The sequence below is a fragment of the Streptomyces sp. HSS9-12 genome (genome assembly GCF_054963655.1).
This window is the reverse complement of sequence record NZ_JBUEGC010000041.1, coordinates 25272-51449: the sequence shown is the minus strand read 5'-3', so window position 1 is coordinate 51449 and position 26178 is coordinate 25272. Positions and strand designations below refer to the sequence as shown.

General features: G+C 70.7%; 26 protein-coding genes and 1 pseudogene. 13 read left to right on the top strand and 14 right to left on the bottom strand.

The features are described 5' to 3' along the window. Genes ACY34J_RS21085 through ACY34J_RS21075 form a run of 3 tightly spaced genes read left to right on the top strand, consistent with a single transcriptional unit; the run spans position 1 to position 1616 of the window. Positions 1-378, top strand: coding sequence for a DUF742 domain-containing protein (locus ACY34J_RS21085; protein WP_462728063.1), 378 nt, complete (start codon positions 1-3; stop codon positions 376-378). Beyond that, positions 356-976 (top strand): GTP-binding protein, encoded by a 621-nt coding sequence (locus ACY34J_RS21080; RefSeq protein ID WP_462728062.1) that lies wholly within the window; start codon positions 356-358, stop codon positions 974-976. Before ACY34J_RS21085 ends, ACY34J_RS21080 begins: the two co-directional genes overlap by 23 nt. A 43-nt stretch (positions 977-1019) precedes the next feature. Then, positions 1020-1616, top strand: coding sequence for a GAF domain-containing protein (locus ACY34J_RS21075; RefSeq protein WP_462728061.1), 597 nt, complete (start codon positions 1020-1022; stop codon positions 1614-1616). 165 nt (positions 1617-1781) lie between these two features. Here ACY34J_RS21075 and ACY34J_RS21070 read toward each other — a convergent pair whose 3' ends face one another. The 3 genes from ACY34J_RS21070 to ACY34J_RS21060 all read right to left on the bottom strand — a co-directional run bounded on the left by ACY34J_RS21070 (position 1782) and on the right by ACY34J_RS21060 (position 4967). Beyond that, positions 1782-2987 (bottom strand): acyl-CoA dehydrogenase family protein, encoded by a 1206-nt coding sequence (locus tag ACY34J_RS21070; protein ID WP_462728060.1) that lies wholly within the window; start codon positions 2985-2987, stop codon positions 1782-1784. Positions 2988-3929: 942 nt separating this feature from the next. Continuing rightward, positions 3930-4613, bottom strand: coding sequence for a hypothetical protein (locus ACY34J_RS21065; RefSeq protein WP_462728059.1), 684 nt, complete (start codon positions 4611-4613; stop codon positions 3930-3932). A gap of 183 nt (positions 4614-4796) precedes the next feature. Beyond that, positions 4797-4967 carry a hypothetical protein gene (locus ACY34J_RS21060; RefSeq protein ID WP_462728058.1) on the bottom strand — a complete coding sequence of 57 codons (171 nt, stop codon included), beginning with the start codon at positions 4965-4967 and terminating at the stop codon, positions 4797-4799. 522 nt (positions 4968-5489) lie between these two features. Here ACY34J_RS21060 and ACY34J_RS21055 point away from each other — a divergent pair. Beyond that, a complete protein-coding gene (locus tag ACY34J_RS21055) occupies positions 5490-7034 on the top strand; it encodes an FAD-dependent oxidoreductase (RefSeq protein WP_462728057.1) in 1545 nt (514 codons plus the stop codon). A gap of 94 nt (positions 7035-7128) precedes the next feature. Further along, positions 7129-7908: a VOC family protein gene (locus ACY34J_RS21050; RefSeq protein WP_462728056.1), complete on the top strand. Its 780-nt coding sequence runs from the start codon at positions 7129-7131 to the stop codon at positions 7906-7908. Between the two features lie 18 nt (positions 7909-7926). On the opposite strand, the pseudogene ACY34J_RS21045 reads toward ACY34J_RS21050, so the two are convergent. Further along, a pseudogene (locus ACY34J_RS21045) lies at positions 7927-8452 on the bottom strand (hypothetical protein); the annotation flags it as partial. 128 nt (positions 8453-8580) lie between these two features. Here ACY34J_RS21045 and ACY34J_RS21040 point away from each other — a divergent pair. The 3 genes from ACY34J_RS21040 to ACY34J_RS21030 are packed head-to-tail and all read left to right on the top strand — an operon-like array spanning position 8581 to position 10424. After that, positions 8581-9363: a DUF72 domain-containing protein gene (locus ACY34J_RS21040; RefSeq protein WP_462728055.1), complete on the top strand. Its 783-nt coding sequence runs from the start codon at positions 8581-8583 to the stop codon at positions 9361-9363. 11 nt (positions 9364-9374) lie between these two features. Continuing rightward, the gene (locus tag ACY34J_RS21035) at positions 9375-9662 is read left to right on the top strand and encodes an acylphosphatase (RefSeq protein ID WP_462728054.1); all 288 of its coding nucleotides are present in this window, start codon (positions 9375-9377) and stop codon (positions 9660-9662) included. 3 nt (positions 9663-9665) lie between these two features. Next, the gene (locus ACY34J_RS21030) at positions 9666-10424 is read left to right on the top strand and encodes a Mut7-C RNAse domain-containing protein (protein WP_462728053.1); all 759 of its coding nucleotides are present in this window, start codon (positions 9666-9668) and stop codon (positions 10422-10424) included. 145 nt (positions 10425-10569) lie between these two features. Here the strand turns inward: ACY34J_RS21030 and ACY34J_RS21025 are convergent, their stop codons facing one another. After that, on the bottom strand, positions 10570-11961 hold the full coding sequence (locus tag ACY34J_RS21025; RefSeq protein WP_462728052.1) for an NADP-dependent succinic semialdehyde dehydrogenase: 1392 nt from the start codon (positions 11959-11961) through the stop codon (positions 10570-10572). A gap of 43 nt (positions 11962-12004) precedes the next feature. After that, positions 12005-14002 (bottom strand): aconitate hydratase, encoded by a 1998-nt coding sequence (locus tag ACY34J_RS21020; protein ID WP_462728051.1) that lies wholly within the window; start codon positions 14000-14002, stop codon positions 12005-12007. Positions 14003-14204: 202 nt separating this feature from the next. Here ACY34J_RS21020 and ACY34J_RS21015 point away from each other — a divergent pair, with 202 nt between their 5' ends. Both ACY34J_RS21015 and ACY34J_RS21010 read left to right on the top strand, forming a co-directional pair. After that, a complete protein-coding gene (locus tag ACY34J_RS21015) occupies positions 14205-16358 on the top strand; it encodes a SpoIIE family protein phosphatase (protein ID WP_462728050.1) in 2154 nt (717 codons plus the stop codon). Positions 16359-16608: 250 nt separating this feature from the next. Then, entirely contained in the window at positions 16609-17604 is a 996-nt protein-coding gene (locus ACY34J_RS21010; RefSeq protein WP_462728049.1) for a DUF3048 domain-containing protein, read from the top strand. A 39-nt stretch (positions 17605-17643) separates the two neighbouring features. On the opposite strand, the gene ACY34J_RS21005 is transcribed toward ACY34J_RS21010, so the two are convergent. The 3 genes from ACY34J_RS21005 to ACY34J_RS20995 all read right to left on the bottom strand — a co-directional run bounded on the left by ACY34J_RS21005 (position 17644) and on the right by ACY34J_RS20995 (position 21116). After that, positions 17644-18792: a baeRF2 domain-containing protein gene (locus ACY34J_RS21005; RefSeq protein WP_462728048.1), complete on the bottom strand. Its 1149-nt coding sequence runs from the start codon at positions 18790-18792 to the stop codon at positions 17644-17646. A gap of 115 nt (positions 18793-18907) precedes the next feature. Further along, entirely contained in the window at positions 18908-20650 is a 1743-nt protein-coding gene (gene polX / locus ACY34J_RS21000; protein ID WP_462728047.1) for a DNA polymerase/3'-5' exonuclease PolX, read from the bottom strand. 52 nt (positions 20651-20702) lie between these two features. After that, positions 20703-21116 (bottom strand): HIT family protein, encoded by a 414-nt coding sequence (locus tag ACY34J_RS20995; RefSeq protein ID WP_462728046.1) that lies wholly within the window; start codon positions 21114-21116, stop codon positions 20703-20705. Positions 21117-21193: 77 nt separating this feature from the next. Between ACY34J_RS20995 and ACY34J_RS20990 the strand changes: the two genes are divergently transcribed. Together ACY34J_RS20990 and ACY34J_RS20985 are read left to right on the top strand one after the other, a co-directional pair. Continuing rightward, positions 21194-21433, top strand: a complete 240-nt coding sequence (locus ACY34J_RS20990) for a hypothetical protein (protein ID WP_462728045.1) — start codon at positions 21194-21196, stop codon at positions 21431-21433. An 81-nt stretch (positions 21434-21514) separates the two neighbouring features. After that, positions 21515-22051: a hypothetical protein gene (locus tag ACY34J_RS20985; protein WP_462728044.1), complete on the top strand. Its 537-nt coding sequence runs from the start codon at positions 21515-21517 to the stop codon at positions 22049-22051. A gap of 42 nt (positions 22052-22093) precedes the next feature. On the opposite strand, the gene ACY34J_RS20980 is transcribed toward ACY34J_RS20985, so the two are convergent. The 4 genes from ACY34J_RS20980 to ACY34J_RS20965 form a co-directional block, all read right to left on the bottom strand. Further along, on the bottom strand, positions 22094-22753 hold the full coding sequence (locus ACY34J_RS20980) for a dienelactone hydrolase family protein (RefSeq protein WP_462728043.1): 660 nt from the start codon (positions 22751-22753) through the stop codon (positions 22094-22096). A 57-nt stretch (positions 22754-22810) separates the two neighbouring features. Further along, positions 22811-23374 (bottom strand): hemerythrin domain-containing protein, encoded by a 564-nt coding sequence (locus ACY34J_RS20975; protein WP_462728042.1) that lies wholly within the window; start codon positions 23372-23374, stop codon positions 22811-22813. A gap of 103 nt (positions 23375-23477) precedes the next feature. Continuing rightward, the gene (locus tag ACY34J_RS20970; RefSeq protein ID WP_462728041.1) at positions 23478-24443 is read right to left on the bottom strand and encodes a CapA family protein; all 966 of its coding nucleotides are present in this window, start codon (positions 24441-24443) and stop codon (positions 23478-23480) included. Between the two features lie 192 nt (positions 24444-24635). Beyond that, positions 24636-24797 (bottom strand): hypothetical protein, encoded by a 162-nt coding sequence (locus ACY34J_RS20965; protein WP_462728040.1) that lies wholly within the window; start codon positions 24795-24797, stop codon positions 24636-24638. Positions 24798-25039: 242 nt separating this feature from the next. On the opposite strand from ACY34J_RS20965, the gene ACY34J_RS20960 reads away from it, so the two are divergent. Continuing rightward, positions 25040-25423, top strand: a complete 384-nt coding sequence (locus ACY34J_RS20960) for a DUF2267 domain-containing protein (protein ID WP_462728039.1) — start codon at positions 25040-25042, stop codon at positions 25421-25423. Positions 25424-25431: 8 nt separating this feature from the next. Here ACY34J_RS20960 and ACY34J_RS20955 read toward each other — a convergent pair whose 3' ends face one another. After that, on the bottom strand, positions 25432-26175 hold the full coding sequence (locus ACY34J_RS20955; protein WP_462728038.1) for a hypothetical protein: 744 nt from the start codon (positions 26173-26175) through the stop codon (positions 25432-25434). Positions 26176-26178 lie beyond the last annotated feature (3 nt).

The following is a 26178-nucleotide window of genomic DNA, read 5'->3' as shown; positions in this document are numbered from 1 at the left end:
ATGCCGGATGCGCGGGACGGGATGTGGCTGGACGACGCGGCCGGACGGTTAGTCCGGCCGTACACCGTGAGCAATGGGCGCACCCGTCCGTCGGCGCATTTCGATCTGCTCACCCTGGTGATGGCCACCGGCTCCCAGCCGCAGAACTATCTGGGGCCGGACCACGTCCAGGTCCTCGGGCTCTGCGAAGATCCGATGTCCGTGGCCGAAGTGGCCGCTCACATACGGCTGCCCGCGGTCGTGACCAAGGTCCTGCTGTCGGACCTGGTCGACTGCGGGGCGCTCACCACCCGAGCGCCCCGCACCGTGGCGGCCTCCTCCCCGACCGACCGAGACCTCCTGGAGGCGGTGCTGCATGGTCTACGCAAACGACTTTGACCCCCGTTCCACCGCCGACCCCTTCCCTACCGCTCTGAAGATTCTCATCGCGGGTGGCTTCGGGGTGGGCAAGACGACCTTTGTCGGCGCGGTGAGCGAGATAGAACCGCTCAGCACCGAGGAGTTGCTCACCCAGGTCAGTGCCCGCACCGACAGCCTGGAGGGCATCGAGGACAAGACGACCACCACCGTGGCCATGGACTTCGGCCGGATCAGCCTGGACCAGAACAACGTGCTCTATCTGTTCGGTACTCCGGGCCAGGAGCGGTTCTGGTTCATGTGGGACGAGCTGTCGCAGGGTGCCCTCGGTGCGGTCGTACTCGCCGATACGCGTCGGCTCGACCACTGCTTCGCGGCGGTGGATTTCTTCGAGCGGCGCGGCATCGGCTTCATCGTCGCAGTCAACGAGTTCGACGGGGCGTACCGCTATGACGCGGATGAGGTCCGTACGGCCATAGACCTCAAACCCGACGTGCCCGTGGTGATGTGCGACGCCCGGCAGTGCAGTTCCGCCACCTCTGTCCTTGTCACGCTGGTCCAGCACCTGCTCAACTCCACCGCCACGCGCCCGGTGGCGGAGCCCGACCCGCTGCGCTGATCGCCCGGCAGCGCAGCCGAATCCGCAGCCGAACGGAGTCCCCATGTCCGCCCTGTCTCCTCACTCGCAGTACGACCCGACGAGCCATCTGCTACTCACACCCGAGGACAGCGAGGCCCCCGCCCGCGTGACGCGGCTGCGCGAACTCGGAATCGGGGACGCGCCCGTCCCGGAGTTCGACGCTTTCGCGCGTGAGCTGGCCCGTATCACCGGGGCGCCGTATGCGATGGTCAACTTCATCGACGAAAACCGTCAGTACTTCGCAGGCCTGTACACCCCGGCCGAGGACCAGTCGGCCGTGGATCTGAGCGCGGTGCCGCAACAGGCGCAGCCGGGCCGGGTGATGGCCCGCGACCACGGCTACTGCCCGCACGTCATCGTGCGTCGCAAGGCGCTTGTGCTGGAGGATGTCTGTGACTATCCCCGGTTCGCCGGCAATCCGGTCGTGGACGAGATCGGCATCCGCTCCTACCTCGGCGCGCCGCTGATCGACCGTACGGGGATGGCGATCGGCACGGTGTGCGTCGTCGACCAGGAGCCGCGGCCGTGGGGGCGTCAGGGCCTGGAGACCATCAAGTCGATGGCGGCACAGCTGGTCGAGCAGATCCACCAGCACGAGGCGGCAGCCCACGACCGCTGAGCTGGGCCTTGGAGCACCGAGTTACGGCGCCGGAGGGCTGAAGGCGCCAACCAAGACCACGGGCCGGACAGTCCGGCCGTCCGGCCCCGCCAGGGCGCTGGACGGGCTTTGAGTGTGGGGGGTGGAGCCCGGGCACGGAACCGTGTCCGGGCTCCCTTCAATCGCTCACACCGGCTGTCCGGCCGTCTCCATCTGCACCAGGTCGGAGAGCCGCTCCGACCATGAGGCCTTGGCCGTTCCCAGCGCCAGCTCGCCAAGCCGCAGCAGCTGGATGTCCGAGGTGCCGGCCGGGGCGAAGATGTGGAAGGCGTCCCGCAGATAGCGCTCCATCGGACGGTCGGTGAACAGCCCGCACGCGGCGTGGATCTCCATCGCGTTCCGGGCCGAGTCGAGAGTGCTCTCGACATTGAGGAGCTTGGCGTTCATCAGCTCCGCATCGCACGGCAGTCCGCGGTCCAGCAGGTGCACGGCGTGGTACGCGGCCAGCCGGGCGGTCATCAGCCGTGACTGCATCTGACCGAGCTTCAGTTTGATGGAGTTCAGCTCGCCAAGCGGCTTGCCGTAGCGCTCCCGCTCGCGGCAGAAGGCTGTCGTCTCCTCAAGGATCGCCTGGTGGATGCCGAGGGAGACCGCGGCGAGGTTGGGCCGGCCGTAGAGCACGCTGGAGGAGTAGGCGACGGACAGGCCCTGGCCCTCCTCTCCCAGCAGGTTCGCGGCCGGCACCCGGCAGTTGTCGAAGATGAGCTCCCCGAAGCTGAAGCCGTGCAGGCCCATGGCGGGCACCTGCTCGCCCAGCGAGAAGCCGGGGCGGTCGACTTCGACGAGGAAAGCCGACAGCCCCTTGGACCCGGGCCCGGTGCGTACGACGACGCCGTGCAGATCGCCGACGTGGCTGTTGCCGACGAACACCTTGCGCCCGTTGAGGATGTAGTCGTCGCCGTCCCGGACGGCTGTGCTCTCCATCCCCAGAACGTGCCCGCCGGACTGGGGTTCGGTGACGGCGATCGTCGGCAGGCACTCGCCGCCCGCGATCTTGGGGAGCCAGGTCTTCTTCTGGACATCGCTGCCGAAGTGGACGATCTTTGCCACGCCGAGCTGAGAGGCCTGCACCATGGCGCCCATCGCGCCGCTGACCCGGGCCAGTTCCTCGATGATGATGGTCTTGGCGAGGTGTCCGGCGCCCAAGCCGCCGTACGACTCGTCAATCGTCGCGCCGATCCAGCCCTGCCGGGCGATGAGCCGTGACAGTTCATGGGAAACGGTGCGCGACGCCTCCATATCGGGTATACGGGGACGTATCTCCCGTTCGGCAAATATACGTACACGTTGCCGCAGATCCTCGTGGTGTTGGTTGGTGAAATAGCGTTCCACGACGAGCCCTCCTCCGCGCTTCCCCCGCGCCGTGGGGGGCACGGGGGTCGTTCGTCGGGCAGTGGTTCCCCGTCCCCAGGCTGGCCGACGGCAATATCGTCTACAAGTCGACCGCCCGAGCCAAGATCGTTTTCCGGCTTTGGCTGAAAGCTTCTGTGTTGCATTTTGGGCCCAAGTGTGCGATGAGCCCTCACAGTTGCCCGCCGCGCGACATGCTTCCGCCACCCGGTTACGGGGGGCCGGACGAGGATATCCGGAGCGTGACAACCGCCTGCCCACCAGGCATTTGCCGGGCGGGCAGGCACGCGGCAGGGGTCCGGGGGCGCACGCGGGCGCCCGCAACTTCCGGGTGATCAAGGGAGGTTGAGCGCCACCTCCACGTTTCAGCCGCAGCCGCAAGGCGCACGGTTGCGCAATGGGGGCGCGTATCGGCGTTTGCGCGCCCTCTGTTCGCCGCTGAGCGCGCCTGAGGCGAAGTGCGAGCACCCCGTGACGCCATTTCCTGCTCTACGCCCGATCGCCAGTACGAATCAAGCCATAAGCAGCGTGGGGCGGTAGGAGAGCTTCCGTTTCCCGCGTATGCCACCTACAGTCCGCACGAATGCCCGTACCGGCTTGTGCAATTCGGCACGAGACCCGGCTCACATCCATCCCTAGTGCCGCGTCAGCCAGGGTTTGCCCGGTAGCGAGGTGGCCTGGTGCGGTCAGCTGCAAGGCGCCGGATCGGCCTCGTAGTGGGCCTACTCGGTCGATCGGGCAACGCAGCAGATGGCCGTGCCAGGGCGGCGAGCGGGGCAAACCCTGGCTGACGCGGCGCTAGCCTCTCCGCAACAAGCGCAAGGACGAGGGGCGGTAACCGTGAACTGGCTTTCACCGCCCACGCCCGCGTCTGACGCTCAACCCCGCGCCGTATGCGCGGGGTTGAGGCCGTACAGGGAGCGGTCAGCCGCCCAAGGCGCGGTGGCCCGAGGGGAGCAGGCCGGACACGCCCCCCACCAGGCGGTGCAGCGGCAGCCGCGACTCCTCGTGCTTCGGCAGCACTTCAAGCCCCGCCTGTGGCTGCCCGTGCACAGCGGGCGAGGCCACCGTCGCCTCCGGCCGCGTCAGCCTCGGCACCGCGGAGTGAGCGGCGTCCCGCAGCTTCACGGGCACCCCGAGGGCGGCCTCGGGTCCGGTGGCGTGCAGCGGTACGCTCGGCGTCCGAAGCCGCGCCGCACTGCGGTGACCAGCCTGCCCCAGCGTCGGCACCGGAGCCTCCAGGAACGCCGCCGGGCTCTTGCCATGGGTCTCCACGGAGGGGATCGCGGCCTTGGGCACCGCCTGCCCGGGCGCCATCGGCGCCACCTTCTGGGGGGATGACGGCATGACGGGAGTTGCCGGCAGGGAACCGCCGATCCTGGGCGAGTCCACCGGCAGGGACCTTCCCATCGTCTCCTTGAGCGGCACGATCACCGGTACCCGGGGATCGGCTGTGGTACCGGCGAGGTCAGCGGCCTGCTGGTGGTGATCCGCGCCCACGTCAGGAACCGCGCTGTGCTGCTCCGCGGCCACGGCGGGCGACGCCGTCACTGCGGCCGCCGCACACAAGGCGAACGCGGCGAAACCTCCATGCGAGGGGATTTTCATTTGCTTCCGTCCCTTTCAGACACCACGGACACACCGGCGTCCTGGTGAACGAGCCACGCCGTCGGGAGAGGCGCAGGTCCACTCCTACGGCGCAAGCCGGACGAAACGCCGTGATGGTCGTACGGGTCGTATGGCCCGACGGTCGGGTCGGACCCGGCCGTCGGACCGAAAGGGCGCGGTGGATCAGTCGATACCCCGCAGGATGTGTGGCTCCGTGGGGTCGTCCTCGTAACCGGCCAGACGAATGGGCGCGGATCTGGCCCAGACGTCCAGATTGCGCACTTTCGTTGCGGGGGAGGGCCGTTGGGTCCGCTGGGGCGGGTACTGCTTCCGCTCCGACTTTTCTGGTGTCACCGCGAACTCCTTCGCGTCGGGTGAAACCGGACGTGCCGGTGCGCCTTCGACCGGGCGCCGACCGCCCGATGGGGCTGAGACAAGGGCAGTTCGGACGCGGTGGCGCCGGATGCGCGGCCGGGAGCCTGCCATGGTGGCTGGCGTCTCCCGGGACGGGCCGAGTGTGTCGGTGCTTCCCGAGGAAGCAGTCCGTCCTCACCAGGTTAGCGAGACGAGCGACGTCGCGCGCGTCAATAAAACGTCACATTATGACGCCGCGTACGGCAGGTTGCGCGGGAGTACCGGCCGACGTTTACCGAGGCGGTTTCGTGGGCAAACCGCCTCGTTCGTCCCACCATGTCCTCAGTCCCGGGAGGCACCCCATGGCTCTCCTCCGGATCCGCGCCGCTGTCCGGAACCGCCGCGCCCCTATCGGCGCGCGAGCGGCTTGTGGCCGGATCCGGGACGTCTGCTCCGGGCTGGTGCCCGGCTACGAGGTGTGTGGCCGCGTTACCCGGCCCCGGTGCGGGGAACTCGCGTGGCATGCCCGCTTACAGCCCCCAGCGCGAGTCGTACTGGATGGACTCGACCGAGAGCACCGACTATCCCCGGCTCGAGGACGACCTGGAGGTGGACGTCGCCGTCGTCGGCGGGGGTATCGCCGGGCTGTGCACGGCCTGGGAGCTGGAGCGCGCCGGCAAGCGCGTCGCCGTCCTGGAGGCCGACCGGATCGCCTCGGGCGTATCCGGCTACACCACGGCGAAGCTGTCGGCGCTGCACACGCTCGCATACGCGCCGCTGCGGCGGACGCACGGCGCTGACGCCGCCCGGCTGTACGCCGCGTCGCAGCAGGACGCCGTCGAGCATGTGGGCGAGATCTGTGCCGAGCTGGGCGCCGACGCCGAGCTGGAGCGCGCCGCGGCCTACACCTACGCCGAGTCCGAGGACCGGCTCGACGAGGTACGAGCCGAGGCCGAGGCGGCCCGGGAGGCGGGGCTGCCCGCGTCGTTCGTGACCGAGACGCGCCTGCCGTATCCGGTGGCCGGCGCGGTGCGGGTGGAGGACCAGATGCAGTTCCACCCGCGGAAGTTCCTGCTCGCCGTCGCCGCCGACCTGGTGCGCCGGGGCGGCCGGATCCACGAGCGCAGCCGGGTGACGGGCCTGCACGACGGCTCCCGGTGCCGGCTGACCGCCGAGGGCGGGGCAACGGTCGTGGCGAGTGACTGCGTGGTGGCGACGCACTATCCGGTCTTCGACCGGGCCCTGCTGTTCACCCGGCTGAAGCCCCGCCGGGAGCTGGTGGTCGCCGCGGTGATCCCGGCGGCCGGCGCTCCGGAGGGCATGTACATCACGCCGGAGCAGAACACCCGGTCGGTGCGCACGGCGTATCTCAGCGACCACGAGCGGCTGCTGATCGTCACCGGGGAGAAGTTCGAGCCGGGCACGGGCGAGGTGGAGGAGCGGTTCGCGCGGCTGAGCGGCTGGCTGCGGGAGCGCTTCCCCGGCTACGACATCGCCTACCGCTGGGCGGCCCAGGACAACTACTCCACCGACCGGCTCCCGTACATCGGGTACTTCCACCCGGGCACGCAGCATGTCTACGTCGCCACCGGCTTCGGCGGCTGGGGGCTGAGCGGGGGTGTGCTCTCCGGCCGGCTGCTGGCCACGCACATCGCGGGCGGGCCGCGCCCGGCGTGGACGCAGCTGTACGACCCCCGGCGGCTGCCTCCGCTGCGGGAGACCCCGGCCCTGCTGAGCTTCCAGGCGTCCGTGGCCAAGCACTTCATCGGCGACCGGCTGCAGACCTCCCATGTCGGTACCGTCGCGGACATTCCGCCGGGCGGCGGTGCCGTCGTACGTGTCGGCGGCCAGCGCTGCGCCGTGTACCGCGACGCGTCCGGCGCCACCACCGCGGTGTCCGCCCGGTGCACACACCTGGGCTGCCTGGTGCACTTCAATGACGCCGAGCGAGCCTGGGAGTGCCCCTGCCACGGTTCCCGTTTCGGCACCGACGGCTCGGTCCTGCACGGGCCCGCGACCCGGCCCCTGGAGCGCCGCGAGACCAACGGTCTGTCCGGCGGAGAATGAGCTCAGCGGGCCCTCCTGGGGTGGCGGGACAGCGGTTCCGGGCGGAGGGTGGATAGACGACAGAGCCGTAACCGCGGGAGCGAGGTGACCGGCCTTGACTGCCACGACGCGGGCGGTGCAGGGTGCGCCGTGCTGGGTGAGTCTGCTGACGCACGACCTGGAAGCCGCCCAGGACTTCTACGGCAAGGTGCTGGGCTGGGAGTACAAGCCCGGGTTCCAGAAGCAGGGCCACTACTCCGTCGCGCTGGCACAGGGCAGGCCCGTCGCCGGGATGGGCATGACGGCGACGACCAGGTTCTTCCCCACCACCTGGACCTCGTACTTCTGTGCCGACAGCGCCGACCGGGTGGCCGAGCGCATCCGTGAACGCGGGGCCACGGTCGCCGTCGGGCCCATCGAGTTCGGCAAGGGACGGATGGCGCTGGCCGCCGACCGTGGGGATGCGGTGTTCGGCATCTGGGAGGGAGAGGTCGACCCCGAGTGGCGTGTGGGGCGGAAGGCCGGCGCACCCGCGTGGCTGGAGCTGCGCACCGGAGACCCGTTCGAGGCGGCTCTCTTCTACGGAGAGGTGTTCGAGTGGGACGCCCAGAGCCCGGTGGACGTACGGTTCGAGGCAGACCGCGTGGTCCTGCGGATCGAAGGGCACCATGTCGCCGACTTGGCCGGCGGGGCGGTCGAGGCCGCGCCGGACCCGCACATCCGTCCGCAGTGGCATGTGTACTTCTGCGTGGATGACGTGTCCGGCACCGCGGAGAAGGCCGCGGCCGCGGGGGGCACGGTGGTCACGCCGCCCCACGACTCGCACTTCGGCCCCGTCGCGGGTTTGCGGGACCCGGCGGGCGGCTTGTTCCACATAGCGTGCGGCGACCTCTGACTCACTCGGGCTGCGGGACTACGGCTTGAGAAGGCACTTGACCGTGCCCTGGTCCTTCGCCTGGAAGGACCTGTAGGCCTGCGGCGCCTCCTTGAGGGGCGGCCGGCGCGTGGCGAAGCCCTCCACGCCCAGCGGATCGCCATCGGTGACCAGCGGCATGACGCCGTCCACGCACGCCCAGCGGATCGCCATCGGTGAGCAGCGGCATGACGCCGTCCACGCACGCCCAGCGGATCGCCGTCGGTGAGCAGCGGCGTGATGCCGTCCACCCAGCGCCTGATGTTCGTCTGTCCCATCCGCAGCTGGCTCTGCTTGTCGAAAAGGTGAGCATCGGCAGGGGGTCGACCATGCCGCCGTACATGCCGATCACGGAGATGGTGCCGCCGCGGCGGACGACGTCGATGGCGGTGAGCAGGGCGTGCATACGGTCCACGCCGAGGTGTTCCGTCAGCTTCTCGGCGATGGTTCCGGGCAGCAGGCCGGTGAGCTGCTGGGCGGCCTTGGCCACCGGGGCGCCGTGGGCCTCCATGCCGACCGTGTCGATTCCCGTGCCAGGTCAGGGCCCTCATGCCGCCTTCCGGGAATCAAATGGGGCATAACACTAAAAAGGGGTTTACTCGTGCCGGAGCCCCCAACTGGTATTTCGCCGCCCAGCCGGGCAAGGATCGGAACATGCCCCTGCTCGTCGGAACCTCGGGGTGGCAGTACAAGGACTGGCGCGGCGTGCTCTATCCGCCCGACCGGCCGCAGCGGCTGTGGCTGGAGGAATACGCCGCCGGCTTCGCCACGGTCGAGAACAACAACGCCTTCTACCGGCTGCCGCCGCGCGAGACGTTCGAGTCCTGGCGCGATCGCACCCCGCCGGGGTTTGTGATGGCGGTCAAGGCCAGCCGCTACCTCACGCACATCAAGCGGCTGCGCGACCCGGAGGAGCCCGTGGAGCGGCTGATGACGCGCGCCGCGGGGCTGGGCGACCGGCTGGGCCCCGTGCTGCTGCAACTGCCGCCCACGCTGCGCGCGGACGCCGGTCTGCTGCAGGCCTGCCTGCGCTGCTTCCCCGCCGGAACCCGGGTCGCGGTCGAGCCGCGCCACGAGTCGTGGTGGACTGACGAGATCCGGGCGCTGCTCGAGCGCCAGGGCGCCGCACTGTGCTGGGCCGACCGGGGGTCCCGGCCCGCGACACCCCTGTGGCGGACGGCCGACTGGGGGTATCTGCGGCTGCACGCCGGTCGGGCCCAGCCGTGGCCGCGCTACGGACGCCAGTCGCTCGCCTCCTGGGTACGGCGGCTGGCCGACACCTGGCCGGACCAGGCGGATGTGTATGTGTACTTCAACAACGACCCCGGCGGGGCGGCGGTCCTGGACGCCGTCACCTTCGCCGGCACGGCCCGCGCGGCGGGCCGGGCGGTGAGCCGGGTCCCCGACCTGGCCCGGGTCCGGGCCGCGGCGAAGTGAGGTGAACAGGCATGACCGTCAGACGACGGGTGGTGGTCTCCGGCGATGTGCACGGGGTCTTCTTCCGCGACACCTGCCGCCGCAAGGCCCGCGAGCGCGGAGTGGCCGGGTGGGTGCGGAACCTCCCCGACCGGAAGGTCGAGGCCGTCTTCGAGGGCGATCCCGAACGCGTCGAGGAGATGGTCCGCTGGGCGCACCGCGGACCGCCGCTGGCGGTCGTCGACCAGGTCTCCGTGGTCGAGGAGGAGCCGCAAGGGCTCACCGGATTCGAGGTCCTGCCGACACCGGAGCGTCTGTAGACCGTGCCCGGTCCGACGCTGCGCCTGCGCTTCGCGGCCGAACTGCGGCTGTTCCTGCCGGCCCGGCTGCGGTCCGGCGAGGTGCGGGTGGCGCACGACGGGACGTCGTCCCTGGGTCATGTGGTGGAGTCGCTCGGCGTACCACTGCCGGAGGTCGGGGGCCTTCTCGTCGCCGGGCGGCCGGTGGCCCCGTCGTACCGGCCACAGCCTGGCGATGTCGTGGAGGTCGCGGGGGTGCGGCGGCCGCAGGAGACCCCCGAGGGCCCGCTGGTGCGGTTCGTGCTCGACGTCCATCTCGGGGCGCTGGCGCGGCGGCTGCGCCTGCTCGGGGTGGACGCCGCCTATCGCAACGACATGGACGACAACGCCCTGGTGGCGCAGGCCAACGCCGAGCGGCGAGTGCTCCTCACGCAGGACCGCGGGCTGCTGCGCCGCCGGGTGCTGTGGCTGGGCGCGTATGTGCGCGGGGCACGCCCGGACGACCAGCTCGCCGACGTCGTGGAGCGGTTCGCGCCACGGCCGGCGCCCTGGACCCGCTGTATGGCCTGCAACGAAGCCCTCGCACCGGTCACCAAGCGCGAGGTCGAGCATCTGCTGCAGCCCGGCACCCGGCGCACGTACGAGACGTTCATGCGTTGTCCGCACTGCGGCCGCGTGTACTGGCGTGGCGCCCACAGCGGGCGGCTGGAGGCGATCGTGGCTTCGGCGCTGGGCCGTTCTGGGGGCACCTCCTGGGGGCACCCTGGGGGTCCCCAGGGGTAGCTGGGGGAGGTAGCTGGGGGAGGTAGTCCCCCTGGGCCCGGCGGCCAGGGTGGGGGTACCTCCTGGGGGCACCCAGGGGATCCCTCAGGGTGCCCCCAGGGGAGGTAGCTGGGGGAGGATGACGCGGCGAGGCGTCAGGACGGGGCTATGCGCCGTGCCACACCGTTGTGACATTGCAGAACTCGCGGATGCCGTGAGCGTTCAGCTCGCGCCCGTAGCCGGACCGCTTGACTCCGCCGAAGGGGAAGGCCGGGTGCGAGGCCGTCATGCCGTTGAAGTACACCCCTCCGGCCTCCAGGTCCCGCACGAAGCGTTCCTGCTCCACCGCATCGCGGGTCCACACATTGGAACTGAGTCCAAAGGTGGTGTCGTTGGCCAGTTCCACCGCCTCGTCCGCGTCGGCCACCCGGTACAGGGCGGCCACCGGGCCGAACGCCTCCTCGCGGTAGATGCGCATGTCCGCCGTCACGTCCGCCAGTACGGTCGGCTGGTAGAACCAGCCCGCCGGCAGCGCTTCGGGCCGCCTGCCGCCGCACAGGACGGTCGCACCCCGCTGCCGCGCGTCGTCGACCAGCGCCTCCAGGTCGCTGCGCCCCTGCTCGCTGGAGAGCGGCCCGACATCGGTGGTGTCGGCCAGGGGGTCGCCGAGCTTCAGGGCCTCCATGCCCTCGACGAAGCGCTCGGCGAACTCGTCGTACACATCCGCGTGCACGATGAACCGCTTGGCCGCGATGCAGGACTGGCCGTTGTTCTGCACCCGGGCGACCACCCCGGTCTTCGCCGCCGTGGCGATGTCGGCCGAGGGCATGACCAGGTACGGGTCGCTGCCGCCGAGCTCCAGTACGGTCTTCTTCACCTCGTCTCCGGCGATCGAGGCGACCGACCGGCCGGCACCCTCGCTGCCGGTCAGCGTCGCGGCGACCACGCGCCGGTCACGCAGCACGCCCTCGACGGCGCGCGAGCCGATCAGCAGGGTCTGGAAGACGCCCTCGGGGAAGCCTGCCCGGCGGAACAGGCTCTCCAGGTACAGGGCCGTCTGCGGGACGTTCGAGGCGTGCTTGAGCAGGCCCACGTTGCCCGCCATCAGGGCGGGTGCGGCGAAGCGGATCACCTGCCAGAGCGGGAAGTTCCACGGCATGACGGCCAGGACGGGACCCAGCGGGCGGTAGCGGACGTAGACGCGGGACCCGCCGGAGTCCTTGACGTCCAGCTCCGACGGATGCTCGTCCGCCAGCAGTTCCTCGGCGTGGGTCGCGAACCAGCGCATGGCCTTGACGCACTTGGCCGCCTCGGCGCGGGCGGCGGCCAGAGTCTTGCCCATCTCGAGGGTCATCGTGCGAGCGATGTCCTCCTGGTCGCTCTCGAGCAGGTCGGCGGCCCTCCGCATGAGCTGCGCCCTGCCCTCGAAGCCGGTGGTCCGGTACTCGCGGAAGGTGTCGTGCGCACGCGCCAGCCGGTCTTCGATCTCCTTCTGGGTGAGCGGTTCGAAGGTCTTGAGGGTCTGCCCGGTGGCCGGGTTGACGGTGGCGATGGCCATGGGAATCTCTCTCCTCGGTCCGATGCGGTCCGCCGCGGTCCGGTCAGGTGCCTCTCGCCGCGAGCGCGGGGATCACGCCGCCCGCGAGGACGGCCTCGCGCTGGCGCGGGGAGAGCCGGTGATGTACGGCGTACTCCTCGTCCTTGCTGATGTTGCGGACACGCAGGCCGGGGCCGGCGTCCGGTGCGAGGGCGGTGTGCAGGCCCGCCAGCCGCAGCTCGTCCCCGGCCTCGATGCGCTGCCAGTCGTCGGGACTGTCGAATTCCAGGGCCAGCACGCCGAAGTTGGCGAGGTTCTGCCAGTGGATGCGGGCGAAGGACTTGGCGAGCACGGCCCGCAGGCCCAGGTGGCGAGGGGTGATCGCGGCGTGTTCACGGGACGAGCCCTGCCCGTAGTTCTCACCGCCGACGACGAAGTGCGGAGCCTGCTGCTGCGTGGCCCGCCGGGGGTAGTCCGGGTCGAGGCGGGTGAAGGTGAACTCCGCCAGCCGCGGGACGTTGGAACGGAAGGGCAGGGCCTTGGCCCCGGCCGGGGAGATCTCGTCGGTGCTGACGTTGTCGCCGGCCTTCAGCAGAACGGGGCCCTGCAGCGTGTCGGGAAGGGGATCGAGATCGGGGAGCGCGGAGATGTTGGGTCCGCGTTCCAGCTGCACGCCGAGGGCCTCTTCCGGCGGCAGGGGTGGCTCCAGGGACGTGGTGTTGACGCTGGCGCGCGTGGGCAGGCCCAGGTCGGGCCTGGGCATGCCGGTCTCGGCGGCCCAGTCCCTGGGGTCGGTGATCACCCCGGTCAGAGCCGAGGCCGCGGCGGTCTCCGGGGAGCACAGCCACACAGCGTCCTCCTCGGTGCCCGAGCGGCCGGGGAAGTTGCGCGGGAAGGTACGCAGTGAGTTACGGCCCGCTGCGGGCGCCTGACCCATGCCGATGCACCCCAGGCAGCCGGACTGGTGCAGCCGGGCCCCGGCGGCGATGAGGTCGAAGGTCGCTCCCATCCTGGTGAGGTCCTGCAGGATCTCCCGTGAGGTCGGGTTGATGTCGAGGCTGACGCCCCCGGCGGTCTGCCGCCCCTTGACCATGGCCGCGGCGACGGCGAAGTCCCGCAGTCCGGGGTTGGCTGAGGAGCCGACGACGGCCTGTGAGAGGGGTTCGCCCGCCACCTCCCGTACGGGTACGACGTTGTCCGGTGAGCTGGGCCTGGCGATCAGCGGCTCGATCCGCGACAGGTCGATCTCCTCCTCCAGGTCGTACCGGGCCCCGGCCTCGGCGGTGATCCCGGTGAAGTCGCTCTCGCGGTCCTCGGCCCGCAGGAAGTCCCGTACGGCGTCGTCGGCCGGGAACACACTGGCGGTGGCGCCCAGTTCCGCGCCCATGTTGGCGATGACGTGCCGGTCCATCGCGGTGAGGGTCGCCAGCCCGGGGCCGTGGTACTCCAGGATCCGGTCGACGGCGCCCTTCACACCGTGCCGCCGCAGCATCTCCAGGATCACGTCCTTGGCACTGACCCACGGCGGCAGGCTGCCGGTCAGCCGGACGCCCCAGATCCGCGGCATCCGCACGTACAGCGGCTGGCCCGCCATGGCCAGCGCGACCTCCAGGCCGCCGACGCCGATCGCCAGCATGCCGAGTGAGCCGGCGGCGCAGGTGTGGGAGTCCGACCCGGCGAGGGTCTTGCCGGGGATGCCGAACCGCTGCATGTGGGTGGGGTGCGAGACCCCGTTGCCCGGCTTGGAATACCACAGCCCGAAGCGGCGGCAGGCCGACCGCAGGAACGCGTGGTCCTCGGCATTGCGCTCGTCGGCCTGCAGCAGGTTGTGGTCGACGTACTGCACGCTGACCTCGGTACGGACCCGGTCCAGGTCCAGCGCCTCCAGCTCCTGCATCACCAGCGTGCCGGTTGCGTCCTGGGTCAGCGTCTGATCGATGCGCAGGCCGATTTCCTCACCCGGCACCATCCGGCCGGACACCAGGTGAGCGGAGATGAGCTGATGGGCCACGGTGCCACCGGCGCGGGTGTCCGGGGCGGCCTGCGGGGCGCTGACGTCCATGGCTGACCCTCCTTCCGCCTGTGGCCGCTCGCCTACCCGATCGTCTCCCCATGACGCAATTCGGGCCACTCACCGGAAGCCGGGCGCGGAAGCGCTCAGTCGCCGCAGGTCGAAGGTGCAAGACACCTGCGCATTCCAGCCATCTCGGGGACCATGGAGGCGATGCGGCGAGGAGAGAGGGCAACCGAGAGAGGTGCCCGGGATGCGTGAGACCGATGCCCACGGCGCCGGGGCCGGTCGGCGTGCGGACGCGGAGCTGTCCCGGCGCGCCGACGCGGAGATTTCCCAAAGGGCCGACGCGGTGATCTCCGCACCGGGCGGCCTGCTGGACGCCCTGGGGGTCGCGGCGGCCGTGCTGGACTCACAAGGGCGGATCTCGCTGTGGAGCCCGTCGGCCGAGGAGCTGTTCGGCTACACCGCGAATGAGGCGCTCGGGCAGTACGGCCAGGAGCTGCTGGTCGAAGAGGAGTCCAAGAAGCTGGTGCGGCAGCTGTTCCGGCAGGTGATCGCGGGCGGCACCTGGGCCGGCGGGTTTCCCGTCCGCCACAAGGACGGAAGCGTCCGGCGGGTGGAGTTCCGCAACATGCGGCTGCTGGACGAGAAGGGAGATGCCTACGCCCTGGGCATCGCGACCGATCAAGCGGTCCTTCGCAAAGTGGAGACGGACCTCGCCCTGTCCACCCGGCTGATCAGCCAGTCCCCCATCGGCTTGGCGGTCCTCGACACCGACCAGCGCTACGTCCTGGTCAACCCGGCCCTGGAGCGGATCAACGGCCTTCCCGCGTCCGAGCACCTGGGCCGGCATGTCCGCGAGGCGCTGCCGTTCCTGAATGTGGCCCCCATCGAGTCCGCGATCCGTCAGGTGCTCAGCACCGGCACCCCGCTGCTGGACCAGTTCGCCGTGGGCCGCACCCCCTCGGACCCCGAACACGATCACGCCTGGTCGGTGTCGTACTACCGGCTGGAGGACACGAACGGGCAGGTGCTGGGGGTGGCCGTCTCGGTCGTCGATGTGACCGAGCGGCACGGCGCCACCATCGAAATGACCCGGGCGCGCCGGCGGCTGGCACTCATAGCGGACGCCGCGGTCCGTATCGGCACCACGCTCGACCTCCCGCGGACCGCCGAGGAACTGGCGGACGTGGTCGTGCCCGATCTGGCCGACCTGGCCGCGGTGGACGTCCTCGACAGCATCCTGGACGGCCGGCAGACGACGGCCGTCCCGGCCACCGGCGGCGGGTCCGCGGTGTTCCGGGCGCTCGCCGTGAAGGCCGCCTATCCGACCGAGGCCATATCGGCCCCGGATCCCGCCGGCGGTGTCGCCCGCTATGACCCGGACCGTCTGATCACGCAGTGTGTGAACACCGGCCTACCGGTCCTGGTGCCCCGGATGGACGAGGAGTCGCTGCGGCGCGTTGCTCGCGACGAGGAGTCCGCGGCCGTGCTCAAGAGTGCCGGGGCCCATTCCTATCTCGGAGTGCCGCTGATCGCCCGCGGCAACGTGATCGGCACCCTCAGCCTGATGAGGGCCCGTAACCCGGCGCCCTTCGACCAGGACGACCAGATGCTGGCCTCCGAGCTCGCCGCCCGCGCCGCCATCAGCATCGACAACGCGCGCCTGTACCGGAACGAGCGCCGCACCACGCTCGCGCTGCAGCGCAGCCTGCTGCCCCAGCAGCCGCCACGCCAGCCCGGGCTGGAGATCGCCTACCGTTACCAGCCGGCCGGCTCCACCTATGAGGTCGGCGGGGACTGGTTCGATGTCCTTCCGCTGGCCGGCGGCAAGACGGCGCTCATCGTCGGCGATGTCATGGGCAGCGGGATCAGCGCCGCCGCGACCATGGGGCAGCTGCGGACCGCGAGCCGTACGCTGACCGCCCTCGACCTGGATCCGGCCGCCGTGCTCCGCCACCTCGACGAGATCATCGCCGGCCTTGAGCAGACCTTCGCGACCTGCCTGTACGCGATCTACGACCCGCACCGCGGCCAGTGCCGGATCTCCACGGCGGGCCATCTGCCGCCCGTACTGGCCCGCCCGGACGGGACGGCGGAGTTCATCGAGGTTCCGACCGGCGCGCCCCTCGGGGTGGGCGGCGTTCCGTTCGGCACGGCGGAGCTCGAGCTGCTGCCCGGCCACCGGCTCGTCCTGTATACCGACGGCCTGGTGGAGAAGCGGCATGAGCCGCTGGACGACCGGCTCTCCGCTTTGCTGGGTCTGCTGACCGGTCCTCAGGGCTCGCTCGAGGAGAGCTGCGATCTGCTGCTGGATTCGCTGCGCGATCCGGACGGACACGATGACGTGGCTCTGCTGATCGCCGAGGCCCAGGAGTGCGGCGACCCACCGGAGCAATCCTGAACGCCGCGGCTGCGCCGTCGGTGGCCATCCGTCTCCCTGGCCGATTCGCCCAGCCGCTCTCTGACCTGATGTCAACTACGCCTGAGACCGGGCGTGATGCGTGCCGAATGGCTCGAGGACCCGGGGGTCAGGCCGGGAGACATGCCTGACTCAGGTACTAGAAGGGACCCTGGCTGGTGCGGTAATAACACACCAAAAGGAACTATCAATGCATTGTCGTGCTTGCGCGGCTTGCCGGAAGGAGCACGCCATGGGTTCCAGGCGAAGAGCAAGACCGACCGCCGGATGGTTCGCCGCGGCGACAGCCGCCGCCATGGCCTTCGGTCTGTTCGGGTGCTCCGCGTCCGAACCTGAGGACGGACGGCCGAATCCCGGGGCCGAGCGGTCGGCACAGGTGGAGAGATCGCCGTTCACCGGCCTCAGGGCCCGTATCAACCCCGTGCTCGCGGTGAAGATCGACAACGTTCGGGGGGCCCGGCCGCACACCGGACTCGGCGCTGCCGATCTGGTGTACGTGGAGCGGGTCGAGGGCGGCATGAGCCGGATCCTTGCCGTCTTCTCCTCTCACCTGCCGCCGGAACTGGGGCCGGTGCGCAGCGCCCGCGAGTCGGACATCGAACTGCTGCGGCAGTTCGGGCGGCCGGCGCTCGCATACTCCGGAGCCCAGTCGGAGCTGCTGCCGATCCTGATGGCCGCACCCGTCAATCATGTGTCTCCGGAGCAGGCGCCCGGCGCGTACTTCCGCAACCACCACCGCGAGTCGCCACACAACCTCTTCTTCCGGCCGCAAAAGGCCCTGGACGACGCCCCGGACACCGACACCGCAGGCGACATCGGATTCCGGTTCGGCACGGCGCCCCCGGACGGGGAGACGGTTCGCGCACGCACGGTCCGGTACCCGTTCGCGGCCTACCGCTTCACCTGGTCCGCCCACCGGCATCGATGGCTGGTGTCCATGGACGGGAGGCCGGCGAGCACCACGGACGGCGGTCGGCTGAGCGCCGCGACCGTCGTCGTCCAGCACGTCACCATCCGCCAGTCACGCTTCCACGACCGCTTGGGCGCTGTCACGCCGTACACCGAGACGGTGGGCAAGGGCACCGCCAAGGTGCTGCGCGACGGCAAGGAGTACGACGCGCGGTGGACGCGCGGTGCTGCGTCCGAGGGCACCACGTTCACCACCCCGTCCGGCGGCCGGTTGAACTTCGCCCGCGGGCCGGTCTGGGTACTGCTCGTGGGTAACTGACCCAACCTCAGCTTCACTTCATACGTCCCGCTCAGAAGCTCATGGGCTCCAGCGCAGCACGGCGCCCAGACCCCCCGCCGGCCCCTGCATACCCTCGGGAATCACCAGCACTTCGGCGTTCGCCGCGGCGGCGGAGCGCATCAACGCGTCGTCCGCCCGGGCCCGTTCGGGCTTGGAGACGCCGAGCGCCTGCGCCTGCGAGCGCTGTACGGCGACCTGGTCGCAGCCCTGCCCGACCCACACGTCGCGGCGCGAGTCGGCGCCGCCCTGCGACACGAGCAGCGTCGCCACCTGGTGGCTGCGCAGTGCCTCGACGACCGCCGGGATTCCTTCCGCAGCCTCGCCGGGGCTGGTGTCCACGCCTCGCGCGCCGTGCTCGCCGGGGCGGCCCCGCCCTGCCCGGAAGAGGTCGAGGGCCGCTTCAAGGCGCTTGCGGTGGTACTCCTCGCGAATCCGCCCCAGCTCCCGCTCGAGCTGCTCGGCGAAGGCACCGGCGGCGCGGCTGCCCTTCTCCGCCTCGACCGTGACCTTCTTGAGCGGCCAGGGGAGAAGGTCGTCCACGGCGTTGCGGTTGCGCGGCTCACCGACCAGGATCAGCAGCTCCGCGTTCCACTCCGGCCATCGCCGGATGAGCTCCTTCGTGATGATCTCCGCGTTCTCGTGCCAGGTGTCCTCGATCCGGTTGCGGTAGCGCCACTCGTACCGGTCGGCGGGGATGGAGCGATGTCCCCGGTCCCGCCATTCGTGGCCCTCCGCACGGCCCGCCGGCCAGCGTCCGGTGGAATCCCGTATCTCGAAGTCAGCGCCGGTGGAGTCGATGTACGCCACCACACAGCGCGGCAGCTCACCCCCGAGGTGCAGCAAGGGGCCGATATGCGGAAGCATCGACCAGGACGTCTCCTCCAGCGGTGGAGGCGTGGTGAGCGGAAGGTCCAGCACCACCTCACCGCCGGCGGCGAAGAGCGCACGGCCCGGCGGGGAGCCCTCGACCGGCTCGCGGGCGAGCGTGGCGCGGACGGCCCGGACGGTGCGGGCGTCCGCACCCTGATCGGTCAGGCTGTCCAGCACGGCACGTTCCCGCAGCTTCTGCAGCTTGGATGCGTCCTCGGTGGCGCGGGTGGTCTCGATGTACACAGAGGCCCAAGGGCCCGGACGGTCGAAGAGCGGCTTGAGAAAACCGAGTTCCATGATCTCCCCCAGGCTCGGGGACAGATGACCCAAGAATGGTACGGATTGTCGTACCCCGTACCGCGGTAAGGATGCATCGAGGAGACGAGGATGTCGGACGAACGCGGTCCCGCCATCAGCGCGACCCCGCCGCAACCTCGCGGCTTTTGTGCAGGAAGCGGCGCAACCGCGTCAGCGGCCAGGTGTTGATCACATCGTCCTTGGTGAGCCAGCCGCGCTGCGCCGTGCCCACCCCGTACCGCAGATAGGCCAGGTGCAGCGGGGAGTGCGCGTCGCTGTTGACAGCGAACTTCACGCCGTGCCGCCTGGCCAGCAGGATGTGCTCGTCGGAGAGGTCGAGCCGGTCGGGGTGGGCGTTGATCTCCAGTGCCGTGCCGGTGCGGGCGCAGGCGGCGAACACCGCGTCAAGATCGATGTCCAGGCCGGGGCGCTTGCCGATGATGCGGGTGGTCGGATGGCCGATGATGTTGATCCACGGGTTCTCGCAGGCCGTGATCAGCCGCCGGGTCAGCTCGTCCCGGGTCTGGTTGAAGTGCGAGTGCACGGAGGCGACGCACAGGTCGAAACCCGCCAGGAAGTCGTCGGGCCAGTCGACGTTCCCGTCCGGATCGATGTTGAGCTCGCTGCCGTGCAGTAGGCGCATCCTGCGGTGCGTGCCGTCGAGTTCACGTACGCGCTCCCGCTGTTCCAGCACCTTCTCGTCGGTCATCCGCTGCATATAGAGATTGGGGGCGTGGTCGGTGATCGCGTAGTAGGCGAAGCCGCGCTTGGCCGCGGCGCGGACCATCTCCTCCAGCGGGGCGAGGCCGTCGGTGAGGTTGGTGTGGGTGTGCAGATCGCCCCGGAGGTCGTCCTCCGTCACCAGGTCGGGCAGCTCACCCCGCAGCCCGGCGGCGACCTCCCCCCGGTCCTCACGCAGCGTCGGCGGGATCCACGGCAGGCCGAGCCGGGCGTACACCTCCTCCTCGGTCTCCGAGACGATCTTCTTTCCGCTCTTCGCGTCGAAGATGCCGTACTCGGAGAGCTTCAGCTTGTGGTGGACCGCGATCTCGCGGGTGCGGATGTTGTGGGCCTTGGAGCCGGTGAAGTACTGGAGCGCGGCGCCCCAGGAGTCCGGCGGCACCACCCGCAGATCGACCTGCAGGCCCTTGGTCGTACGGATCGAGGTCTTCTTCTCGCCGTGCGCGATCACATCGGCGGTGTACGGCAGCTCGGTGCAGGCCGCCATGAAGGGCGCGGAGCGCTCGGCGGCGACCAGGATGTCGACGTCCCCGATGGTCTCGCGCATACGGCGCAGCGATCCGGCGTACGAGCACCGCGTGCAGCCGGTGACCCGGGACAGCTCGGCGACGATCTCCTCGGCGAGTTCCATGGCCACGTTGAGCGGTACGCGCGAGCCGGCGGCCTGCATCATCGCGATGCCGTGGAGGATGTTCTCCTCGGTCTTGGGGCCGAAGCCCTTCATGTCGCGCAGGCGTTCCTCGTGAATGGCGTCGACCAGCTGGTCGACCGAGGAGATCCGCAGCTCCTCGTACAGCGTCATGGCCTTCTTGGGGCCCAGGGTGGGGATGGCCATGAGCTGCCGTACGCCGGCGGGGATGTTGCAGCGCACTTCCTCGACGGCGGACACCTTGCCGGTCTGCAGGTACTCCACGACCTTGTCGGCGATCGACTTGCCGACATTGGGGATCTCGCGCAGACCCTTGGGGTCCAGGCGGGAGACGTCGGCGTGGTAGCCGCCGATCGCACGGGCCGCCTTCTCGTAGGCGCGCGCCTTGAACGCGTCTCCGCCGGTGATCAGGATGAGGTCGGCGTACTCCTGAAGCAGGGCCTCGACCTCTTTGTTCGGTCGCGCCACGCAGTCCATTTTAGGTGCGTCCGCCCGCCCCGGCAGCGGTCCGGGAGACTCCTCAGACGTCCAGGGCAGCCCGCAGCCGGGCGGCGACCTCGGTTGCCTGGGCCTCGTCGGCGTAGCGGGAGCGCGGCCAGAAGAAGCCGCGCAGGCCGTCCTTGGGGTTGCGCGGCACCACGTGCACATGGAAGTGCGGTACGGACTGGCTGACCCGGTTGTTCGCCGCCACGAACGACCCGACGGCGTCCATCGCGCGCTCCACGGCGCTGGTGAGACGCTGCACCCGGCGGAAGAACGGCCCCACCTCGTCGGCGGGGAGATCCGTGAGCGTCTCGATGTGCCGGCGGGGCACGACCAGCACATGGCCGGGGAACAGCGGCCGGCTGTCCAGGAACGCCACCACGGTCGCGTCCTCGAAGACCCGGTGGCTGGCCACATCGCCGGCCACGATCGCGCAGAATGTGCAGTCCACGACTCCAGTGAAGGGCGCGCAGCGGGCCCGGCGCCGCCGACGCGCGCGGGAAGTCCCACTGGGCGCACCCTGGAGGCATGGAGAACTCCACCAAGGAGGCGGAGCCGGACTACCCCGTCGTCGTGGCTCCGTTCGACGCGGACAAGCGGTACCGCCGTGTCCATCTGCGGGGTCTGGGCTGGCAGCAGCTCGAACGCGAGGAGTTCGAGCCGCGGGTGCATCAGGCCTTCCCCGGCATCGATCTGAACAACCCGCGACAGGTGCACTGGGAGGACCGTCCCGGGGAGTGGCCGCCGTGGCACCCCGGCGAGGCGTGAGCGCCCTCGAGCAGCGCCGCACCCAGCAGTGAAATGGGTCATTTTTCGGGCATGGGGGCGTCACGGTAAGGTGACGCCGCGATGTCTGTCGACCTCTCCCCCGTCATCGCCGCGACCACGCAGTGGCTGCTCCGGGCCTATCCGCCCGCGAGCGGCACGATCAATGCCGCGCTCGCGGAGGCACAGGCGCGCCAGGCGGTCACGGTCGCCGCATGGCTGCGCTATCCGACCTCGGTGGATGCCGCGCTGGTCTCCATCGCGGGCCCGGGCGGCTCCGCGCGCCTGGACTGGCTGGTCGGCGCCGATGTCTCCGCGGCCTCCGAGTCCGACGAGGCCGAGTACGCCTGGCGCACCTGGGTGGACGAGGTGATGGCGAGCTGGGCGGCCTGCCTGCTGACGGATCCGGCGCTGGCAGCCGAGGCGATCGCAGCCCTCGGCGGGAGCGAGCACGTGGCCACATCGGAGGTGGAGTTCCGCCGGCTGGCGACCCCCGACCAGCGGGACCGTGGCGCGGCGCCGCTGCTGCGCCACCCCGATCTGCTGGCTCCGGTGGCCGACCTGCACCGCGTCCGGCTGCTTGAGCGCCTCGTGCCGGAGCCTCGTAAGCCGGTCGGATAGGTCCGAAGCCGAGAGGGCCTCAGCCGGCCGCGGGCACCGCGGTCACGACAGCGCCGCGTCCTCGGCCATGCGTACGAACCAGTCCCGAGCCGCGGCGGCGGCCTGGTCGAGGGTTCCGGGCTCCTCGAACAGGTGGCTCGCACCCGGGACGACGTACACCGTGCACGGCGCGGTCAGCCGCTGCGCCGCCTCCTCGTTCAGCTGCAGGACCTGATGGTCCTTGCCGCCGACGATCAGCAGCACCGGCGCCCTCACCCGCTCCAGCGCACCGGCCGCCAGGTCCGGCCGCCCGCCGCGGGAGACCACGGCCTGCACCTTGTCCGGCCGCTCGGCGGCGGCCACCAGGGCCGCGGCCGCGCCGGTGCTGGCCCCGAACAGGCCGATCGGCAGCCTGCTGGTGGCGGGGTTGGCGGCCAGCCAGTCCACGGCCGCCACCATGCGCCGCCCGAGCAGCGGGATGTTGAAGCGGTACTCGGCGGTGACCAAGTCCACCTGCTCCTCGTCCTCGGTGAGCAGATCGAGCAGTAGCGTGCCGAGCTGCGCGTGCTGCAGCACCCCGGCCACCGCCCGGTTGCGCGGGCTGTGCCGGGAGCTGCCGCTGCCGTGCGCGAAGGCCACCACGCCCCGGGCGTGCTCCGGCAGAACGAGATCGCCGGTGAGGGTGACCCCGTCGGCAACGATGTGGACCGTCTCGGAAGACACCGGCACCTCCGGTGTGAGTGGGATCCGGATCCGCTGAGGACTGGCGGACAGGTCGGGTCAGGCCGGCTTCCCGCGACCGGTGACGAAGTCGCGGGCCCGGTCGACGAGGCCGACCCCGGGGGCCAGCAGCCTGATCGCGGGCGGGGTGGTCGGGGCGCCGGGGTGCGGGCGGGTGGGTGCCATCTTCTTGGCCCGGCGGATCTTGTCGCCGAGGTCCATGAGCATCTCCTCCGAGCAGGCCTGGCGCAGCATCGTGAACAGGCGGCTCTCCTCGTCGCGCACGTGCGCGCTCACCTCGGTGTGCAGCGTGATGATCAGCTGGTCGAAGGCGGGGTCGTCGAACTGGCGGCTCTCGAGGTCCTTGAGGATCTCCTCGGCCCTCTTGTGGTCGGCGATCGCCTTGTCCGCCAGCCTCTCACCGCCCTCCAGGTGCTTACGGACAGCGGGGTACAGATACTCCTCCTCCGCCACCGCATGCCGCACCAGCTCGATGGTCAGCTCGTCCACCGAGCGCTTGCGGTCCGGGATACCGCTGGGCATCGACTGAATCTGCTCGAACAGCGCTTCCACCTCGCGGTGGTCGGTCGTCAGCTCTTCGATGACATCTCCACCGTGTGCCATGGATTCGATCCTCACCTTGGCTCCTCGGGCACCGCCGTGTCGGCGCTGCCGACCTCCAGCGGTTCCCTGTCAGAGCGGTCTCTAACGCGCCGGCGTGCTCGCATCACGGCCAGGTGGCGGTGAGCCGGTCGCCGCGGTCCTTGACCTCGGTGCCCATCCGGGCGCAGGCGGCGATGAGCCTCCTGGCGATCCAGGCGTACTCGTCCCCGTCCGCCGGCTGCGTCCAGCAGTAGTTCAGCGCGAGCGGGACCGCGTCGACCTGCCGGGCTCCATCGCCGTCCAGGGTGACCAGGAACAGCAGCCCCAGGTCGTTGCGGAGCACCGGGTCGACCGCGTAGTCGTCGACGAAGTCGCCGAGGTCGAACAGCACCTGCTGGGTGAAGCCCTGGAAGACGTGCGCGGAGTGGCCGACCACGAGGGTGGCACCCGCCTCGAGAAGGGCGGGGGCAGCGCGCCGCACATGCGGTACGGGTTCCTCGACCATGTTGGGGCCCCAGTGCACGCACACCAGCGTGATGTCCGTCTGCTGCCGCAACTCACGCACCTGGTCGGCGAGCCAGCCGGGCACACCCCGGTGCAGGTCGGCGTACGCGACTCCGGGCCGGCCGGGGCCCGCGGCGAATTCGGCGGGGTGGTCGGTGACGCCCAGCAGCCCGATCCTCAGGCCCCCGGCCGTGAGGACCGCGGGAGCCCTGGCCTCCTCGATGTCGGCACCGGCGCCCACCGCCTGGATGCCGGCGGCGCTCAGCAGTACCCGGGTGTCCACCAGCGCCTCGGGGCCGTAGTCGAGAGCGTGGTTGTTGGCCAGGGAGACGGCGTCGACGCCCAGTCCGGTCAGCGTCTGAACCGCCACGGGCGGAGCGCGGAAGAAGAACGGCTTACCCGGAATGTCGATGGGCCGGCCACGGGCGGAAACGCAGCACTCGAGGTTTACGATGCAGGCGTCCGCCTCTTCCACGAGGTCGTGCACCTCGGGCGCGAACAGCGTACGCGGCCCGGACAGCAGCAGCTCCTCCGCGACGAGCCGGCCGAGCATGGTGTCCCCGGCCAGGGCCAGGGTGACGGTCATCGCGCGACCACCTCCTCGTCCCAGCATGAACCGTTTTGACCGTTTGGTCGCGGGTAGCTCGAACGGAACGGCGGGAGGTGAGATCAGGCATGTGACACGACACCTCGAAGATCCGCGCGTCCCTGCCGGACGGCCTTGCCGAGGTCCTCTTCACGGACAGCCAGACCCCGCCTCGGCCGGCGCGCGGTCCGCCTACTCCCGGTTCTCCTCGCGCTCGCCCTCGGCCTGGGACGGTGTGGTGCGCGGCGTCTCCGGAGGCTCCGCATGGCGCGCGCTCTCACGGCCCCGGCGTTGCCGCAGCCCGTTCTCGTCGTCGCGATCGCCTTCGGCCTGGGACGGTGTCTGCTCGCTCATGCGCTCATCTCCTCGGCTTCCCCGGCCCGGCGCCGCGGGCACGGTCGCACGCACGGTCACGGTCGTACTCCAGTACCCCCACCCGGGCCGACTAGGCCAGGGGATCTACCGCCGGGGGTATGCCCACCCAGCGCCAGCCGGAGGAGAGTCAACCTCGCCCCGCCCGGCACGCGGCTCATTCCTCCGTCCGAGGGCACGCCGCCCTCCCCCATCCACCGCCATGCGGAAGACAGGCAATCACCATGGACTACGCAACATTTCTGGCGACCGTGCGTGAGCGCGGCGACTACGCCGACGACGAGGCGGAGCGGGTGACGATGGCGGTGGTCGCCACCCTGGGCGACCGCCTCGCCCCCGCGCCGGCGGAGCACCTCGCCGACCAGCTGCCCCTGGAACTGGCCGAGATCATCAACGATGCGCAGGCGGCCCCGCACACCTGGGGCGCGCGGGAGTTCGTCCACCACGTGGCGCAGGCGACCGGTGACGACGAGGAGGCCGCCGAACACCACGCCCGGACGGTCCTGTCCACCCTGGGTGAGCAGGTCAGCGGCGGGGAGCTGAACAAGCTCGTCAGCCAGCTCCCCTCCTCCTACGCCCGGCTGTTCGGCCACCCGGAGCTGGCCTGAACCTCCGGCTAGAGGGCGTCGACGCCGCTCACCTTCCAGCCCCCGTCGGTGCGCACCAGCGTCATGCGTACCCGGTTGAGGTCGACGCGCGGCCCGGAGACCTGGGTGCTGTTCGTGACCTGGTTCATGAACAGCAGCGCGACGACCTTGTCCGGCGAGGCGGAGACCACCGACACCGCCGGGGTGCCGCCGGCCGGGGGCTTGGCCACCGTCGCCTTGACCACACCCTGGTACTTCCGGGCGGTCGGCGCGACGACGGTGCTCGTCGTCTTGCGGTACCGGTCGCGGAAGGAGCCGGTGAGGTGCTCGCGCCCCGCGGCGAAGTCCCGGTCCAGATGCCGGTAGTCGTAGCTCAGGATCACGGGTGCCGCCGTGCGCGCCTCGGTCAGTGCGGACGTACGGGCCTCGCTGGTGCGCTCGGCGTCCTGGTACTGCAGCCCGAGCAGGACGGCGGCCACCAGGCCGGCCACCACGGCGAGAGCGAGGACGGCGCTGAGCAGGCCGGGCCGACGCCCCTGCGGCTTCTCATCCGCCGCCGCTGCCTCGTCCTTCCCCCCGGCCCGCTGCGCAAGCAGGCCGGCGGGGCGCCGCAGCCGGGAGGCACGCTGGCCCGGCACATCCGGGCTGTCCACCTCGTGCGCCTTCTGGGCACGCTTGGCCGCGGCGCGCGCAGCCGCGGCCACCGAGCGCTGCCGGTTCGTGCCGGTGCCGCTGCCAGTGCCGGAACGTCGTTGAAGGGGCGTGTTGGCCACGGG